The following is a 17,339-nucleotide window of genomic DNA, read 5'->3' on the forward strand; positions in this document are numbered from 1 at the left end:
TCACTTCTTCTCGCCAGAGGATCGGGAATCATTCTGCGGGTTCAGCCGCTTCCAGGCGTGGCGCTTCAGCAGTACGCAGGTGCTCAGCCCGACAAGGGTGGAGATCAGCAGCGCCAGCAGCGCCAGTACAACCGCGTGCTGGTTGGCGTACCACACCACCATCATGTACCAGGGCATCTGCCCGCTCGGGAACTGCGGCCCGACGCGGAAACTGCGGATCCCGTTTTCATCGGTAATAATTGCCGTATCGCCGCGAATACCCGCATTGATACGCTGTAGGGTCATGTCGCGATGCAGGCTGGTAAGCTGGGCATCGTCGGTCGCCACCGTCACCACCACCAGGCGTGACGCATTCCACGGGGAGCGGTAGCTGACAAACCCTCGCCAGTCCTCGTTGGAGGATAAGTAACGATCGGCCTCCACCGCCTGGCGGAACCAGTCGCCGGTCAGCCAGCCGCGCAGGTTATCCAGCAGCGTCGGCTCCTTCACGCCCAGCGTGTGACTGCTCACTTCAAAAGGTGAATTCTGCAACATGGCGCGGGTGAAAGGCGTCTGGGCCAGGGTCGTGACTGCCAGCACATCGCTGTTTTGCAGACGCTCATAGGCGCCGCCACCCGCAGGCACGCCGAACATAACGCTGTTATGTTTCAGGGCCACGCCGGTGGCGTTGCCGGAGCGTCCGGCCAGATCCAGCAAAGTGCCGATCTCCGCATCACTTGGTGCCGCCGGTAGCATCAGCACGGTCTGCGAATAGTCGGCAAGCCGCGTAAACGGGAACGACGCGCCCACAAAATAGGAGAGATCGGGCAGCAGGGTGAAGTGGCGCGTATGGCTCAAATCGATATACGAGTCATCTTCAATGCGGCTTTTGATATTGTTGTTGGTCAGTACGCTACAGGGCGCGTTGGCCTTCGGTTTGATATTAAAATAGAGCTGGAGCTGGTTATCGCCATAGATCAGATAGGGATCGAGCTTCAGCGTGTAGCGCTCCTGCCGCGCGTCGCCGCCCAGCCGGTGCCAGATATTCTCCAGCAGGCCCACTTTATTGACCGACAGATTGCGCAGGAAAGTGCCGTTCAGGCTGACGTTAAGGAAAGATTTCTCCTCATCTATCCAGCTTTCGGCCGGGAAACGGTAGTTCACCTGAACCGGCAGCGTGTCGCCATCCCACAGGAAAAGGTCGGGCGCGGCGCGGAAGTTCACCCGCAGGGCGTCATGCCAGATGCCGGTCGTGGTCAGGCTCTGATCTTTGCGCAGCAGCTCGCTGAGCCGCACCGGACGATCGGTATTGATCCAGCGCGGCGCATCATAAGGTTTGCTGACCGGGAGGGTCTGCCCGGCAACCGCCAGAGAAGATTCCTCCACGTTCAGCGGCTGAATCAGCCGCCAGGCCGCCTGCCGCAGCTCATCATCATTCTTACCGATCACCAGCATCAGCTTGTACACCGGATTGACCGGGTTATCGACCATCCGCAGCGTCGGGCCGGTGACTTCTGGCACCGCCAGCCCGCCAACCCTCTCGCCCGGCTGGGCGAAGATAATGCCGTTTTTCTCCGGCAGTTGATTACGCAGCACCGGGAAACTAATCCCGCGATAGTCGCTCTGGATACCAAGCCAGGAAGAGAGAATAGCCGCCGCGCTGACTTTACCCGGCGTCACCGCCTGGCCGAACACCATCGGCACGCTGGCGGGCGTCATCCGCAGCGGATCGACAAAAGGACGCGGGAAATTACGCAGGCTGTTGCCCATGTTCAGCTGCTGTCCTTCGAGCGACAGCGCTGTTTCAGGCAAAATGGTGACCTGATACTGACTGGCGCTGTCACGCTCGCACAACAGCTGCTCCGCATCATTAATTTTGAAGCTGAGATTGTTGTTGGAGACCACCATCGCCGCGGGAATATCAAGCTCATACTCCTCGCTGGCCTGGGCCGACGCGCTGAGCGGTAGCGTGCCCAGCGGCTGACCGTTGAGCATCAATTGCAGGGAGGTGTTACGGGCCGCCAGCGCCGGAGAGACTTTCAGCGCCAGGTTCAGACGCGCGTTGGTGATCACTTCATCGCCAGGCAGCGTAAAGACGATGCCCGACTGCAGCTGACCGCCGCTCAGCAGGATCCCTTCGCTCTGCCCCATCTGCCTTACCGTGACGGTACTTGAGAGCGGCTGGTTCAGCATAGTGCTGGCGGGTGCAGCCGGTGCGCCACTCACCGTTGGCAGCGGCGGCAAACTGGCAGGCAGCAGCGGCGTACCAGCCGGGCCGGGACGCTCGCTGGCATCCAGTGAGGCAGGTTCGGGCTGTTCGCTCGCTTCTGCTAAAGCAGGATCGGGCTGCTCGTTGTTACTCGTTGCCGCCGGATCTGCTACAGGCTGCGCGGGCTCAGCTTGCCCCTGTGCTTCGCTACTTTCCGTCGTTGCTGGCTCAGGCGTGGCCTCAGCATCACGCCCGCCCACGCCCGCAGGCGGAGGAATTTGCGACAGCGCGCCGCTGTCCTGGGTGACGCTGTCAGGCGCGGCCCAGGCAGCGCTCAGCGTCAGTACGCTGGTAAAACAGAGTGCAGGTAATATCCACTTCATGCCACGCCATCCTCTTCAGCCTTCGCGGCCTGTGGCTGTCGTTTTGAGCCCCGATCTTTCCAGGTCAGCCAGAACAGTTCAAATACGGTACGAACAATCGTTACCAGCGAGCGCAACGGCTTATCTTTCGGCCCTTCCGGTTTAATCCAGGCGTCGGCACGCGACAGGACAACGCGCACCAGCTCACGACGACGGGAAAGTGGGATCTCATCAAACTTCAGGCGGATCACGTCCTCGTCTGCGCCAATCAAGCTGACCGGAATGGAAATCGCACCCGACTGAAGCATCAGATCGATCGCCTCAATTTCATCGGTTTCGTACCGGTTATCCGGGGCCGCGATCTGCGCGCCGCCCATCGATAAATTGACCGTGGAGGTGCGCGAGGAGATGCCGCTGGCGTAGTGCAGCACAACCGGGATCTCCACATCAATACGGATGGTTTTACGCGTCTGCCTGGTTTCACGGGCGACGGCAATCGCCGCCATCAGGATAATCAGGCTGAACAGCGCCCAGCCGACGTTCAGGGCGATAACCCAGGGATCAACGCCAAAATAGTCATGCGCCACGGCCCGTACCGTTCCGCTCACCACACCAATCATCAGCAGCGTGGCGCAGATAACGTGCGGGCGCACAATGTTAAAGTCGAAGAAGCCGACGTCCAGCAGGCCGCCTTTATCCGTCACGTTGAATTTGCCGTGCTTTGGCGAAATCATGGTCAACAGCGTCGGGATAACCAGGTGGAACGCCATCACCGTTTCGTAAATCTCCCCCCAGAAGGTGGCGCGGAAGCGCCCATTCATCCGTGAGTTGACGTAGAGCGACATCACCAGGTGCGGCAACACATAGGCAAAAATCAGGCTGGCGGAAGAGTGAATGATGTTGAGGTTAAACAGCAAATAGGCCAGCGGCGCGGTCAGGAAGACGACGCGCGGCAGACCGAACTGGAAGTGCAGCATGGCGTTGAGATAGCAGAGACGCTGCTGCCACTTCAGCCCGCGCCCCAGCAGCGGATTGTCCACGCGGAAAATCTGCGTCATGCCGCGGGCCCAGCGGGTGCGCTGCACCACATGCAGACCCAGACGTTCAGTCGCCAGCCCAGCCGCCAGCGGCAGGGCCAGGAACGCCGATTTCCAGCCACGGCGCTGCATCTTCAGCGCGGTATGGGCATCTTCGGTCACGGTTTCAGTGGCGAAGCCGCCAATCTCTTCCAGCGCCGACCGGCGAATGACCGCACAGGAGCCGCAGAAGAAGGTGGCGTTCCAGTTATCATTGCCCTGCTGAACGGGCCCATAGAACAGCGCCCCTTCGTTCGGCACTTCCCGGGCAGCTTTCAGGTTACGTTCAAAGGGATCGGGCGAGTAAAAATAGTGTGGCGTCTGTAACAGCGCCAGCTTCGGATCTTTCAGGAAGGGAGCGACGGTCGCCTGCAGGAAAGCGCGGGTCGCCACATGATCGCAGTCAAAAACGGTAATCAGTTCGCCTTTGGTAATGCGCATCGCATGGTTGAGGTTACCCGCTTTCGCGTGACGGTTATCGTCGCGGGTGATATAGCCCACGCCCGCATCGGCCGCAAAAACGGCAAACTCGCTGCGCTTGCCGTCATCCAGCAGATAGATTTTTATCTTATCCCGGGGGTAATCAATGCACTGCGCCGCCAGCACGGTATCGCGCACCACGTCGAGGCTTTCATTGTAGCTCGGCACGTAGATGTCCACGGTCGGCCAGAGGCTAATGTCATCCGGCATCGGTTCGATGGTTCGCTTAAGCGGCCATGATGTTTGCAGATAGCCCAGCAGCAGGATCACCCAGACGTAGATCTCGGCAGCAAATAAGCCGATACCCAGAATAGCTTCAACTTCTGAATTAAAGGAAAGGGTTTCTGTCGCACGCCAGTATATATAACGCGTTGACATCAGCGCAGAGAGAAACACCATTACCATAGACGTTTTGTGGCTTTTGCTTATGCCTAACACAAACAGAATGGCAATGGCGATCAGGCCAAAAATATATTGCTTCTCGCTGTCCATCGGGACGATCACGATAACTGCAGCGACGGGCAATAATACCAACAGCAGCAGGTAGTACAGGACTTTTTTCATAAGTCATCCTGAAAACAAAACTATTATTTTTTACCGCGGCGCGGGCGCGCCACGGTGTGTCAGGTATCCCTACCGAACGGTTAAACCCTTGTTTAACGCGATCTTATTGGTGCATGCATCTCGCCATCGCCGACCTTAATATCGAGCAGGGCAGAAACACGTTTACCGACAATTTCAATATCAAAGGCGGCAGCGGAAACCGGGCTGAAGTCGTAAATGGACTGCTGCGACGCGTTGGCTTCCGCCACGCTCTCATCACGATTGACCACGCCAAGCAGCCGGTCACCCAGCCGCTGCTGCATAAATGCCGTGACGTCCCGGCTGATATTCCGGCGACTGTCGCTCTGATTCAGCACAAAATAGTGACCCGCACGGTGATTGAGCGGGCCACCGATCATTTTCTCATTCTCAATCTGCGGCAGCAGCGAAAGCGAAGCGGTGTCCGCCAGCATCACCACCACGTGCAGATCGGCCAGCCCGCTCAGCGCCTTCAGCGCCGGGCCGGGGCCAGGAGGGAAATCGGCCACGATCACCAGTCCCGGATAGTTAAGTACGGTGTGCAGCCCCCGGGCGAGAAAGTTCGGATCGCGCGACAAATTATCTTCAAATTCAACGCGTTGCTCTTCCGTAACGTCGCCATACGGCATCACGAAAATATTGCCGCCGGTGGTCAGTATCGACTGGCTCCAGTCGGGCGACTCGGCAGACTTCGCCACAAAGCCCCGCCCGTCCGACAGCGGCACGCCAAAATGGAGGCGCAGGGCGTTCTGTACGTCAAAATCGATAGCCAGCACCTTACTGCCCCCGCGCGCCAGCGTATAAGCCAGGTTGGCGGCCAGCGTGGTTTTACCCACTCCACCTTTGGGAGAACAAACACAAACTAACGGCATAGGGCAATTCTCTCCAGAAGAGGTTGAAGCAGCGTCTCTTTCGGCAGCAGGGTTTGCGGCGATTCCGGCACCGAGCTGAATAGCTGTTTAAAACGAGGTTGTTCATCCGGCGGCGCAGCGACAGGCAGTGACGATACGGCAGTGAACAGCGTCGGTGCCGGCGCGTTAGCGGAGCCGGAGAAAGCGGGAATTTCCTCAGCGGGAACTTCTGCGATCTCTCTCTGAACAGGCTTTAATGAGGCTGAAATCGTCTCCAGTAGCGATCCCGCGGGCTGTGCGGCAGGCTTCGCCGAGAGCGTCGCGGCGATGCTCTGCGGCTGGACGGTACGCGGCGGCGTCTGCGCGGGTTGACGCTGGGCAGCCTGCGGCTCATTCTGGGCCGCTGGCGCAGCCGCAGCCGTCGACCTGAAAATATCTTCCGTCATGGGCTGAGGCGCCGTCACGTCAACGCGCTGGCCATTTCCCAGCCCGCTCCCGGTGCCCTCATCTGACAGCTGCTGAATTATCGCCCAGCCGGTACTGTCTGAATTCTTTGTCTGCCCAGACATATCCTTGAATTCGATATGGTTTGTGTGCGTTTTTTCTTTAAAACGCTGGAGATCGTCATAGCTTTTCATGGGAGCTGTCGCGGAGAGTGGAAGGATTTCGCGGCAATATAACATACAATTTTTATTTTCATCAGATTAATCTTAGTGTTAAAAACGCCATGTTAAGTGAATTATTTACTCCGGAGGATTAAACATCCCGATGATTAGGCTGAGACTGAATCCCCGTTGTTATTTCAGCTTTAACTTAAATGTCGCAGCGGCGTTAACTCATTAATTTCCGTCTTATATTCTTTTGTGCCTGTTAATGAATTAACCGCATTTCCACGCCCTGGCAAACCTTCAGTTAAACTTAACAAACAATCTGCAACCTTGCTCGCAAATTTCAGATAAGGGTGCGGAATGTTCAGCGCAGGTACACTTTTTGAGGGCGTGCGGCGAGATTGCATAAAAAGCGCAACAGTTATTTTCTTAAGGGAAATGACGAAGGAATTAGTTAAGTCTTTGTTTTTGATAGCAAAGGCGGGATTTAAAGCGCTCTGACAGGCGGAAGAGGTTTTGCCGCCACGAGGCGCAGCGGCAAAACAGAGTCCGCACCGGTAAAGGGCGGACTACAGGCAGGGCAGACACTCAGACGTTGACCGGTTTTCCTTCATCCTGATCGACGGCGAAGCAGGCGATCTGCTGATCGCCATACTGTTTCAGCTGTGGCTGAAGCTGGGTACAGGGCCCGAAGCGACGACGACAGCGCGCATTAAAGGCGCAGCCCGGCGGCGGATTGAGCGGGCTGGGCAGCTCGCCGGTGAGCTTAATACGCTCACGGCGATCGTCCGGATTCAGACGCGGCGTGGCGGAGAGCAGCGCCTGCGTATAAGGATGACGGGGATTGGCAAAAATCGCCTCCTTCGTCCCCCGCTCCACGCAGCGGCCCAGATACATCACCATCACCTCATCGGCAATGTGCTCCACCACCGAGAGATCGTGGGAGATGAACACATAGGAGAGCCCTAACTCTTCCTGCAAATCCATCATCAGGTTCAGCACCTGCGCACGAACCGAGACGTCCAGGGCGGAGACCGGCTCATCGGCGATCAGCACATCCGGGTCAAGCATCAGGCCGCGGGCGATGGCAATACGCTGGCGCTGGCCGCCGGAGAACATATGCGGATAGCGATCGTAATGCTCCGTTTTCAGACCCACTTTAGCCATCATCGCCTGCACCTTCTCCCGGCGTTCGGCCTTGCTCAGGTCGGTGTTGATCAGCAGCGGCTCTTCCAGGATCTGGCTGACCTTTTTACGTGGGTTAAGCGAACCGTAAGGGTTCTGGAAAACAATCTGGATTTTCTGACGGCGCAGCTTTTGCGCCTCAGGATCGTGTTTCAGCAGATCCTGCCCCTGATAAAAGAGCTGACCTTCCGTCGGCGTTTCTATCATCGTCAGCAGGCGGCCCAGCGTGGATTTCCCACAGCCCGACTCCCCCACTACCGCCAGCGTTTTACCCCGTTCAAGGTTAAAAGAGACGCCATCCAGCGCTTTTACCAGCTGCTCCTGGCCGAAAAATCCTTTTTTCACCGGGTAGTGTTTTTTCAGATCGATCGCCTGCATCAGCAGGGACGAATTATCGTGTTCAGGCTTCATATGTTGGTCTCCCGGCATCGTCCAGAGGGTAATGACACTTGGACTGACGCCCCGGAATATCTCGTAATTCAGGCTCGACCGAGCGGCAATGATCGGTGGCATACGGGCAGCGCGGATTGAGCAGGCAGCCTTCCGGACGATCGTACTTGCCCGGCACCACGCCCGGCAGTGAAGCCAGACGGGCCCTGTCGGCCGCAAACTCCGGCAGCGCACGCAGCAGCGCCTGAGTATAAGGATGACGCGGCGCCTTAAAGATATCGACCGCTTTACCGGTCTCCACCACCTGCCCCGCATACATCACGATGATGTGCTGCGCGGCTTCGGCCACCAGTGCCAGATCGTGGGTGATCAGGATCAGCGCCATATTTTCCTGACGCTGAAGATCCAGCAGCAGTTCAATGATCTGCGCCTGGATGGTCACATCCAGCGCCGTGGTCGGTTCATCCGCAATCAGCAGCTTCGGACGGCAGGCGATGGCCATCGCGATCATCACGCGCTGGCTCATACCTCCCGACAGCTGGTGCGGATAAACATCCAGGCGGGAGGCGGGATCGGGGATCCCCACCTGATTCAGCAGATCGATAGCGCGCTGACGGCGGGTACTTTTATTCCCGCCCTGATGCACTTTAATCGCTTCCATAATCTGATAGCCGACCGTGTAGCACGGATTCAGGCTGGTCATCGGGTCCTGGAAAATCATCGCCACTTCCGAACCGACCAGCTGGCGCCGCTCTTTTTCGGAGATGCGCTTCAGATCGCGACCGTTAAAGGCCAGATTGTCAGCCATCACTTTTCCGGGGAAATCAATCAGCCCCATAATCGCCAGCGAGCTGACCGATTTCCCGGAGCCGGATTCGCCCACAATGCCCACCACCTGGCCCTGTTCGACCTGGTAGCTGATGCGGTCAACCGCACGGAACGGTGCTTTTTCGTCGCCGAAGTGCACCGACAGTTTGTCTACATTTAATAACGCCATCGGGTGCCTCTTACTGCTTGAGTTTCGGGTCGAGGGCGTCGCGTAAACCGTCGCCCATCAGGTTAAATGCCAGAACCGTCAGCAGGATTGCGACACCGGGGAAGGTGACGACCCACCAGGCACTTTGCGCATACTGGAGCACGTCGGAGAGCATGGTGCCCCACTCCGGCGTTGGCGGCTGCGCACCCATACCCAAGAAGCCCAGCGCGGCCATATCCAGGATCGCGTTGGAGAAGCCCAGCGAAGCCTGCACTATTAGCGGTGCAAGGCAGTTTGGTAAAATATTGATAAACATCTGACGCAGCGCGCCTGCGCCCGCCACGTTGGAGGCGGTAACGTAGTCGCGATGCACTTCCACCAGCACCGCCGCGCGGGTCAGACGGATATAGTGCGGCAGCGCCACAAAGGTCAGCGCGATCGACGCGTTGACGATTGAGGGGCCGAAGACCGCGACCAGCACCAGCGCCAGCAGCAGGCTTGGCAGCGCCAGCATGATGTCGACCAGACGCATAATGATGGCGTCCGTTGCTCCGCCCACGTAGCCTGCGATCAGGCCGAAGATCACGCCCAAAATCAGCGAAAGCACCACCACCATACAGCCAACCAGCAGCGACAGACGCGCGCCGTACATCAGGCGGGACAGCACGTCGCGGCCCACGTCATCCGTGCCGAGAATGTACTGCCAGCTGCCGCCTTCCTGCCATACCGGCGGGTGCAGCAGCGCATCACGAAACTGTTCCGATGGCGCATGTGGAGCAATAAAGTTCGCGAAGATCGCGATGAGGAACATTGCAAGGACGTAAACCAGGCCGATAACCGCGCCTTTGTTACGCTTAAAATAGTGCCAGAACTCCTGTACAGGGGTCATGGGCTTGGGTGCAGCGCTGACGCTGCTCGGATCGACTAAAGACATCCTGGCCCCCTTATTTCTTGTGACGAATGCGCGGGTTAACCACGCCGTAAAGCACATCAACCAGCAGGTTGACCAGAATAATCAGCGTCGCCACCATCAGCACGCCACCCTGAACTACCGGGTAGTCGCGACGCTGGAGGGCATCGATCAGCCAGCGGCCTAATCCCGGCCAGGAGAAAATCGTTTCGGTCAGTATGGCGCCCGCCAGCAGCGTTCCCACCTGAAGTCCGATGACGGTCACAACGGGCAGCATCGCGTTACGCAGGGCGTGAACCACAATGACCCTGAGACGCGTCAGGCCTTTAGCGCGGGCGGTACGGATATAATCTTCGCCCAGCACTTCCAGCATGGAAGAGCGCGTCATGCGGACAATCACGGCCAGCGGAATAGTCCCCAGCACGACGGCGGGCAGGATCATATGCATCACGGCGTCTTTAAAGTCGCCCTCTTCACCCCAGAAGAAGGTGTCGAATATCATAAATCCGGTCAGCGGCTGCGTATCATCCAGGAACACCGTATCGCCTATTCGTCCGGAGACGGGCGTCAGGTCAAGCTGCACGGAAACCAGCATGATCAGCATCATGCCCCACCAGAAGATCGGCATGGAGTAGCCGGTCAGGGAGATACCCACGGCGGTGTGGTCAAACAGGGAGCCACGTTTTACGGCTGCCAGCACGCCAGCCGGAATGCCCACGGCGACGGCAAAGATCATCGCGCAGATGCCCAGCTCAAGCGTTGCCTTGAAGCGCGGAACAAACTCATTCCAGACGGGAATGCGGCTTTTCAGGGAGATCCCCAGATCGCCATGAAGTACGCCATAGACGTAGGAGATGTACTGCTGCCACAGCGGCTTATCCAGCCCCATCTGGGCCAGCAGCTGCGCATGGCGTTCAGGTGAAATACCGCGTTCGCCCGCCATAATCAGCACCGGGTCGCCCGGGATCATATGGACAAACGCGAAGGTTAACAGGGTGATACCAATAAACGTCGGGATGACAAGTCCCAGACGTCGGAGTATGAACTGCAACATATTCCGGATTCTCGTTAAGTTCCCACAGGCTCGTAACCTGCGGGATTATATTTGCTCACATCTTGCGGCAGAGCGATCTCTACCGCGACGCCGGTGAAAGCGCCTTTACCCAACAACTATTGAATGAATTCAATGAATGATTTCAGAAAGTCATCATCCGGGTGCGGGCTGACGGATAACCAGCACGGCGTAACGTTCTCGTCACCTGGCGTATTGCCAGGCAGCGATGCTGTACGCCGTGCCATCCGTTGGCTCAACCCTGCACCCGGTAAGAATTACTCCTGAATATCAACGTTCTCGAAGTGATGCTTACCTAAAGGATCGACGATATAGCCTGACACTTTCTTACTGACCGGCTCATACACGGTGGAGTGTGCGATGATCAGCGCGGGTGCCTGGTCATGCATCACGACCTGCGCCTGCTTGTAAAGCTCAATACGTTTGTTGTGATCGGCTTCAGCACGGGCTGGCTGAATCAGATCTTCAAACGGCTTGTAGCACCAGCGAGAATAGTTCGAGCCATCTTTCGCGGCGGTGCAGCTGAACAGGGTAGCGAAGAAGTTATCCGGATCCCCATTGTCGCCGGTCCAGCCCATCATCACGGTCTGATGCTCACCCGCTTTGGCGCGCTTCAGGTACTCGCCCCACTCGTAGGTGACGATTTTGGCTTTCACGCCAATTTTCGCCCAGTCATTCTGGATCATCTCCGCCATGCGGCGGGCATTCGGGTTATATGGACGCTGTACCGGCATCGCCCACAGGTCGATCGAGAAACCGTCAGCCATACCGGCTTCTTTCAGCAGCGCTTTCGCCTTCTCAGGATCGTAAGCGTAATCCTTCACCTCATCGTTGTAGCTCCACATCGTCGGCGGGATCAGGTTTTTAGCGGTCTGGCCCGCGCCCTGGTAAACGGCGTCGATAATCGCGTCTTTGTTCACGGCCATCGTCAGCGCCTGGCGAACCTTCACGTTATCCAGCGGTTTTTTCTCGGTGTTGAACGACAGGTAGCCGACGTTCAGGCCCGGCATCTGCATCAGGTTGATATTTTTATCTTCCTTCATGCGGGCGATATCTGCCGGATTCGGATAAGGCATGACGTGGCACTCGCCTTTTTGCAGTTTGGCGTAGCGCACGGAGGCATCCGGCGTGATGGAGAACACCAGACGGTCAATTTTTGGTTTGGTGCCCCAGTACTGGTCAAACGCCTTATACAGGATGCGGGAGTCTTTCTGATACTGCACCAGCTGGAACGGCCCGGTGCCGACCGGCTTCAGGTCAACCTGCTGCGGCGTGCCGGCTTTCAGCATATTGTCGGCGTATTCCGCGGACATGATCGAGGCAAAATCCATTCCCAGGTCAGCCAGGAACGGCGACTCCGGACGGGTCAGCACAAAGCGCACGGTGTAGTCGTCCACTTTCTCGATTTTGCTAATCAGGGCAGGCATGTCCATGCCTTCAAAGTACTCATAGCTGCCGCCAGAGACGTTGTGATATTTGTTGTTTTCGTCCAGCTGACGCTCAAAGGTAAAGACCACGTCATCGGCATTCATATCACGGGTTGGCTTAAATTCTTTGGTTGTCTGCCACTTCACGCCTTTACGCAGGTGGAAGGTGTAGGTTTTACCGTCTTCACTGATATCCCACTTTTCAGCCAGGCCGGGCTGAAGTTCCGTGGTGCCGGTTTTGAACTCCACCAGACGGTTATAGATCGGCACAGAGCTGGCGTCATAGGTTGTGCCGGAAGTGAACAGCTGCGGGTTAAAACCTTCCGGTGAACCTTCAGAACAATAAACCAGGGTCTTAGCCTGGACGCCAGCGGCAACGGTGAGCGCGATCAGGCTCAGACCTACCTTCAGCATTCCTGTCTTGGCCAGGGAAATACGCATGCTTGTGCTCCAATTGTGATGTGGTGTTGTGTTGTGTGTACTGACGCAGGGCCTGGTTTTTTTTATGGCGGCCCCGGCGTGATGCCTTCCGGCATCGGTGACGTGTCGTTCAGGGTTGTTCCGACGCGGTGAAAAGCATCAGACAATTCTGCTTCTTTTGTTCACTGAGGCATCAATTTGTCAACTGTTGCAGTGAACGTCAATACAACTGTGAGGTATTTACACAGAGTGTGAGAAACAGCAAGCAAATATAAAAAAAACGCTTTCAGGCCAAAACCAGGGTAAACGCGTGGGTGAAGCGGCATTAACCATATAAAAAGCCTGCCATCTGGCTAAAGAACAGTAATAAGCTCCGGAAAAAAACGTTCAGGGAACACCGCCAAGTGCCTCCTTTTTGAACGATACACTTTGCTTATACCTGTTCAGGCAGCGGAATATGCTGCGTCAGCGATATAAGAAATGCGCAGTTGGCGCAAAACGGACATAAGAGAAACGCGACGCGAATTAAGCGCTGACGGAGAGGTGGCAGAAGGCGTGGCGAAGGTTTTCAGGCTGCTGAAGAATGCCTTAGCGCCGAAGCACTTTTATCATGGGCAGTATAACGTGCTGCGGGAGCAGCAGGCAGGTCAATGCGTGGAGGGGAATCAAACGCCCGGACTGTGCCGGGCGTTAACAATCAGGCTTTTTCCGCCGTCGCCGACGTGGCTTTTGCTGGCGCGGCGCACCAGTTATTGGCGTCGTTGATACCGCCATCCGGCGAGGTATATCCCAGACAGCCCAGGATGGAATCAAACAGCTCTACGTGACGGTGGGTTTTCCCCACGCGCTGCTGCGCCTTCAGACGTTCAAACGCACGATGATGATCGGCTTCCGCCAGATACTTATCGGAGGCCCAGACAATCATCGGCACACGAAACTGCTCGGGCGGGGCCATATGACGCGGAGTGCCATGCAGATGCATGTTCTCGCTGATCGACTCACCGTGATCCGATGAATAGAACACAATCGCTTTTTTATCCCTCAACTGGTCAAACACGCTATCTAACACCGTGTCGGTATAAAGCACCGAGTTATCGAAGGCGTTGATCAGCATATCTTTACTACAGGCATGATCCACGCCCATGCATTCAGGCTGATAGCGGGCATATTCACGCGGATAACGCTGAGAATAGAGGTAGTGTGAACCTTTGGTATGCAGCACAACCAGGTGTTTGCCCTGAGGATGCCTGTCGAGCGATTTTTTCAGCTCGGGCACCAGCAGCATATCGTCCACCGATTTCCCCTGGTTCTGCTTTTCAGAGCCGATCTGTTCGCGGAAGGCATAGTTATCGGTATCGGTATTGTTATAGAACCAGACCTCACTCTGCATCGCAAACAGCTCAGAACTGAAGCCTAACTGCTTCAGTACCGCAAAGACGTTCTGCTCTTTTAGCGTGCGTCCCGGTCCTTCATCCGTCCCGCCCTCACGCACAAACATGCAGCGCAGCGAAAGCTTCGTCGCTGTATCGCAGGACTCCCCCCGGAAGGCGACAAGATTCTTCTCCTGCGACAGTTTCGGCGTGGTGTCGCGCTCATAGCCCAGCAGGCCCATATGATCCCAGCGGGTGGTTTCCCCGATGACAAACACCACATAGGTATCATCCAGACCGGCAGCAGGCGGGGTATAGGTAAATTCTTTGGCCGGATCGAACAGCGACTCGCTATCCATTTTTTCGTCGTAGCTGGTATAGGCGAACAGGCCTAACGCCGACAGCCAGTTTGACGGAAGATAAGAGTGCGCCACCACGCCGCCATAGCTTGGCAGATCGATGTTAGTCAGCTTCTCATGAATACTCTGCTGTTTGTCAAAATAGCGGATGGGCAGCCAGACCAGCGCCACGGCGAGCAGCAGTGTCAGCAACGGCTTGATGCGATGTCCCGGCGTTTTGACCTGTTCAATCAGCGTCATACGCAGCGAGTTACGCCAGATCAGCAGCAGCGGCACCGCGCTGACCAGCACCATCCAGAGCACAAAGTGGTAGCCAATCACTTCCTTCGACAGATCGGTATCGGTGGTCATCACCGAGGCGACGATGCCGTACCCGATGACCACATTGAAAAAGCTCATATAGTAGCTGGCGGCGACGGAAATCAGCACCAGAGCCGTGGCGGCAATGCGCCAGAATACCCGGCCACCGATCGAAAGCAGGCGCATCAGGAAAAACGTCAGCAGGACGATCGCGACCATTTCCGCGACGGCGGAGAGCCACTGCGAAACCTCAAAATGCGTCAGAAAAGGATCAAACCGCCGGTAAAAAACGGGGATATTGAGGAAGATACCGATGTAAAAAGCCAGCAAAAGCGAGAGCTTCTGTTGGGTTAGTGATTTTATATAATTCATGCAACCATTTTCCTGGCGTAACCAAACAATTCTCAAACGCTAATCAGACCATGCCGTTTCGCCAGAGTTCGGATGACAGACCGATTATGCGGCGGAGAGGGTTTAAACGGAACATTCTGAAAGCAAGAAGCTGAACGCCTCCTTTACAAGCGGCGTAGTTAATCACATTACCTGCAAGAGTTCAGATTAATCGTGTGAATAGTGCACAGAAAAGTGCAAAAAGTGGTCAGCGGTAGGTGACTGGTGGGCGAGGCAGGGTTCGTGAGACCACATACCCATTGTTACTGAAGAGCTTTTCTGCCGTCAGCGGGTTCGGTTCGCCTGAAACGTCAGGCACGCCGGGTATCAGCATCTGACTTCTACGGCCTTATTTGATCGCGCCCGGATAAACGTTTTTCTGAGCTTTCTGATTAAACACCTATACGGCGCCGGCATTCACTCAGGAACGGATTTTATTCCCCTCGAAAAGGGTCAATTTGTTTACCCCATCGGTAAAAATGGCCATATCGCTCCTTCAGGTAAATTCTGCGCTTATAGCTTTACTCCGGGCTTACCGGCGGGTTCTCAGACTGGTCAGGCAGTAACAGAGCAATTGACCAGATAATCAGTCCGCCCAGTGCCAGCGCAAAACCTGTCCAGCCGGCCGACGCCCATCCCAGCCCTGATGCGATAGCTAAACCTGCCAGCCATGGACCCAGCGCATTGGCAATATTGAACGCGACGTGATTGAGTGAGGCTGCCAAATTCTGGGCCTCTCCCGCTACCGCTATCAGCCGCATTTGCAGTATTGTCCCGAGCCCTCCCCCGCAGCCAACTGCGAATACCGACAGAGAAATTAACCATATGTTATGTGTGCTGAAAGAATAGAACAGCGTTGAGACAGCGCTCCAGAGCAGAATGAGACCAGCGGCAGGCATAATGCCCCTTCTTGCCAGCTTTGCTGCCACCCTGTTACCGAAGGTAATGCCTGCTCCAAACAGGCAAAAAATCAGTACGGTCGTAGTGTCTGATACCTGTTTCATCGTCTGCAATGTTGAAGCGAGATAACTGTAAACGGCAAACAGACCGCCGAAGCCAATGGCGCCGATACCCACGCTCAGCCACACCTGTGGACGACGTAACGCGCCAAGCTCCTGTCGTATGGAGCCGTTAGCACTAACCGGCTGAAGCGGCAGTATGCAGCGTAGCGACACCATAACCAGCACTGAAAAAAGTCCAATAGCGGCATATCCCATCCGCCAGCCCGCATACTGGGTAAGCAGGTTGGTCAGCGGAACGCCAACTGTGGTAGCCAGTGCCAGCCCCATAAGAATGCGGGCTACGGCGCTACCTTGACGCTGCTCTCCTGCAATGCTGACTGCGACCAGAATTGCCGCCCCAAAATAAGCACCTGAGTCATCCCCGTGACGAAACGCAGCGCGACTAAACTTTGCAGAGTGGGAGCGAGGGCGCTGAGCAAATTGCCCACTGCGAACCAGCCCAGCAGTAGCATCAGCAGCAGACTGCGTTCAACGCGCGCGCCCAGGACCGCCAGTAAAGGCGCCCCCAGGACAACGCCAAGTGCATAAGCACTGACTACGTGTCCTCCTGACAGGGCATCGCCACCCAACTCATGGGTTATCGCTGGCAAAAAACTCATCGTGGCAAACTCACCCGTACCGATAGCGAATCCCCCTGATGAGAGGATCAGATGTGCCAGCATGACAGATGCAGACGGGCGGGAATGTACTGCGTTGAACATTTTTACTGGCGGCACTTTCCGGTTCACTCCGTTTTATTTCAGAGAATTAATAAGCGACGGTAAAACGTTCACGGTGATGCTGTGGCTGCTCTGCTTCATCCAGCATCGCAACAGCATAATCTTCCAGGGAAATCCGGCTATCCCCGCTGTTGTTGAGCAGCAGGTGGTCTTTACCGACCCGATACTGTCCGGTGCGTTCGCCAGGCACCAGCATGGCCGCCGGACTAAGAAACACCCAGTCCAGCTGCCTCTCGTTCTCTAACTGCTCCAGAAATCTGGCTGTGCGCAGTGCCCCTTCTTTCCACTCAGCGGGAAAATCTTTTTGATCCACGACACGTTCACCGGAGGGGAGCAGTAGTGTCCCGGCGCCCCCCACCACCAAAAGGCGGCTGACCTCTGCACGTTTTGCCGCTTCAATAATGGCCAGCGTGGTGCTGCCATCACTGTCCGCCCCAGGGTTGTAAGCGCTGATAACGACGTCATGGCCGCTGAGTGCAGCAGTCAGATCGCCTGCATCCGCCACTTTCACACTCAGGTTTCTGTCATTTAATGAAATGCTGTTGATGTTTCTTACAATGGCGGTGACCTCATGGCCCCTTTCCAGCGCTTCAGCGAGGAGTTTTGATCCTACATAACCGGTACTACCAATAAGGGCAATTTTCATAAAATC

11 protein-coding genes and 1 pseudogene are annotated in these 17,339 nt (G+C 56.3%); all 12 read right to left on the reverse strand.

From position 1 onward, the window contains the following. On the reverse strand, positions 1 to 2,571 hold the full coding sequence (gene bcsB / locus AAH446_RS12230) for a cellulose biosynthesis cyclic di-GMP-binding regulatory protein BcsB (RefSeq protein WP_342906958.1): 2,571 nt from the start codon (positions 2,569 to 2,571) through the stop codon (positions 1 to 3). Next, complete coding sequence (gene bcsA / locus AAH446_RS12235) at positions 2,568 to 4,670, reverse strand: UDP-forming cellulose synthase catalytic subunit (protein WP_342906959.1); 2,103 nt, start codon at positions 4,668 to 4,670, stop codon at positions 2,568 to 2,570. Before bcsA ends, bcsB begins: the two co-directional genes overlap by 4 nt. 92 nt (positions 4,671 to 4,762) lie before the next feature. Beyond that, positions 4,763 to 5,560 carry a cellulose biosynthesis protein BcsQ gene (gene bcsQ, locus AAH446_RS12240; RefSeq protein WP_342906960.1) on the reverse strand — a complete coding sequence of 266 codons (798 nt, stop codon included), beginning with the start codon at positions 5,558 to 5,560 and terminating at the stop codon, positions 4,763 to 4,765. Beyond that, a complete protein-coding gene (gene bcsO / locus AAH446_RS12245) occupies positions 5,551 to 6,222 on the reverse strand; it encodes a cellulose biosynthesis protein BcsO (RefSeq protein ID WP_342906961.1) in 672 nt (223 codons plus the stop codon). Before bcsO ends, bcsQ begins: the two co-directional genes overlap by 10 nt. A gap of 513 nt (positions 6,223 to 6,735) precedes the next feature. After that, positions 6,736 to 7,743, reverse strand: a complete 1,008-nt coding sequence (dppF, locus tag AAH446_RS12250; RefSeq protein ID WP_342906962.1) for a dipeptide ABC transporter ATP-binding subunit DppF — start codon at positions 7,741 to 7,743, stop codon at positions 6,736 to 6,738. Continuing rightward, entirely contained in the window at positions 7,733 to 8,719 is a 987-nt protein-coding gene (gene dppD, locus AAH446_RS12255; RefSeq protein ID WP_342906963.1) for a dipeptide ABC transporter ATP-binding protein, read from the reverse strand. Before dppD ends, dppF begins: the two co-directional genes overlap by 11 nt. A 10-nt stretch (positions 8,720 to 8,729) precedes the next feature. Continuing rightward, positions 8,730 to 9,632, reverse strand: coding sequence for a dipeptide ABC transporter permease DppC (gene dppC, locus AAH446_RS12260; RefSeq protein ID WP_342906964.1), 903 nt, complete (start codon positions 9,630 to 9,632; stop codon positions 8,730 to 8,732). 10 nt (positions 9,633 to 9,642) lie between these two features. After that, a complete protein-coding gene (dppB, locus tag AAH446_RS12265; protein WP_342906965.1) occupies positions 9,643 to 10,662 on the reverse strand; it encodes a dipeptide ABC transporter permease DppB in 1,020 nt (339 codons plus the stop codon). Positions 10,663 to 10,937: 275 nt separating this feature from the next. Then, positions 10,938 to 12,548, reverse strand: coding sequence for a dipeptide ABC transporter periplasmic-binding protein DppA (gene dppA, locus AAH446_RS12270; protein WP_342906966.1), 1,611 nt, complete (start codon positions 12,546 to 12,548; stop codon positions 10,938 to 10,940). A 676-nt stretch (positions 12,549 to 13,224) separates the two neighbouring features. Beyond that, positions 13,225 to 14,928 (reverse strand): kdo(2)-lipid A phosphoethanolamine 7''-transferase, encoded by a 1,704-nt coding sequence (gene eptB / locus AAH446_RS12275; RefSeq protein WP_342906967.1) that lies wholly within the window; start codon positions 14,926 to 14,928, stop codon positions 13,225 to 13,227. Positions 14,929 to 15,467: 539 nt separating this feature from the next. Beyond that, positions 15,468 to 16,669 (reverse strand): annotated as a pseudogene (locus AAH446_RS12280) (MFS transporter). 46 nt (positions 16,670 to 16,715) lie between these two features. Next, positions 16,716 to 17,333, reverse strand: a complete 618-nt coding sequence (locus AAH446_RS12285; RefSeq protein ID WP_342906968.1) for an NAD(P)-dependent oxidoreductase — start codon at positions 17,331 to 17,333, stop codon at positions 16,716 to 16,718. Positions 17,334 to 17,339: the final 6 nt, after the last annotated feature.

Source organism: Erwinia psychrophila, assembly GCF_039023475.1.
GTDB lineage: Bacteria > Pseudomonadota > Gammaproteobacteria > Enterobacterales > Enterobacteriaceae > Erwinia.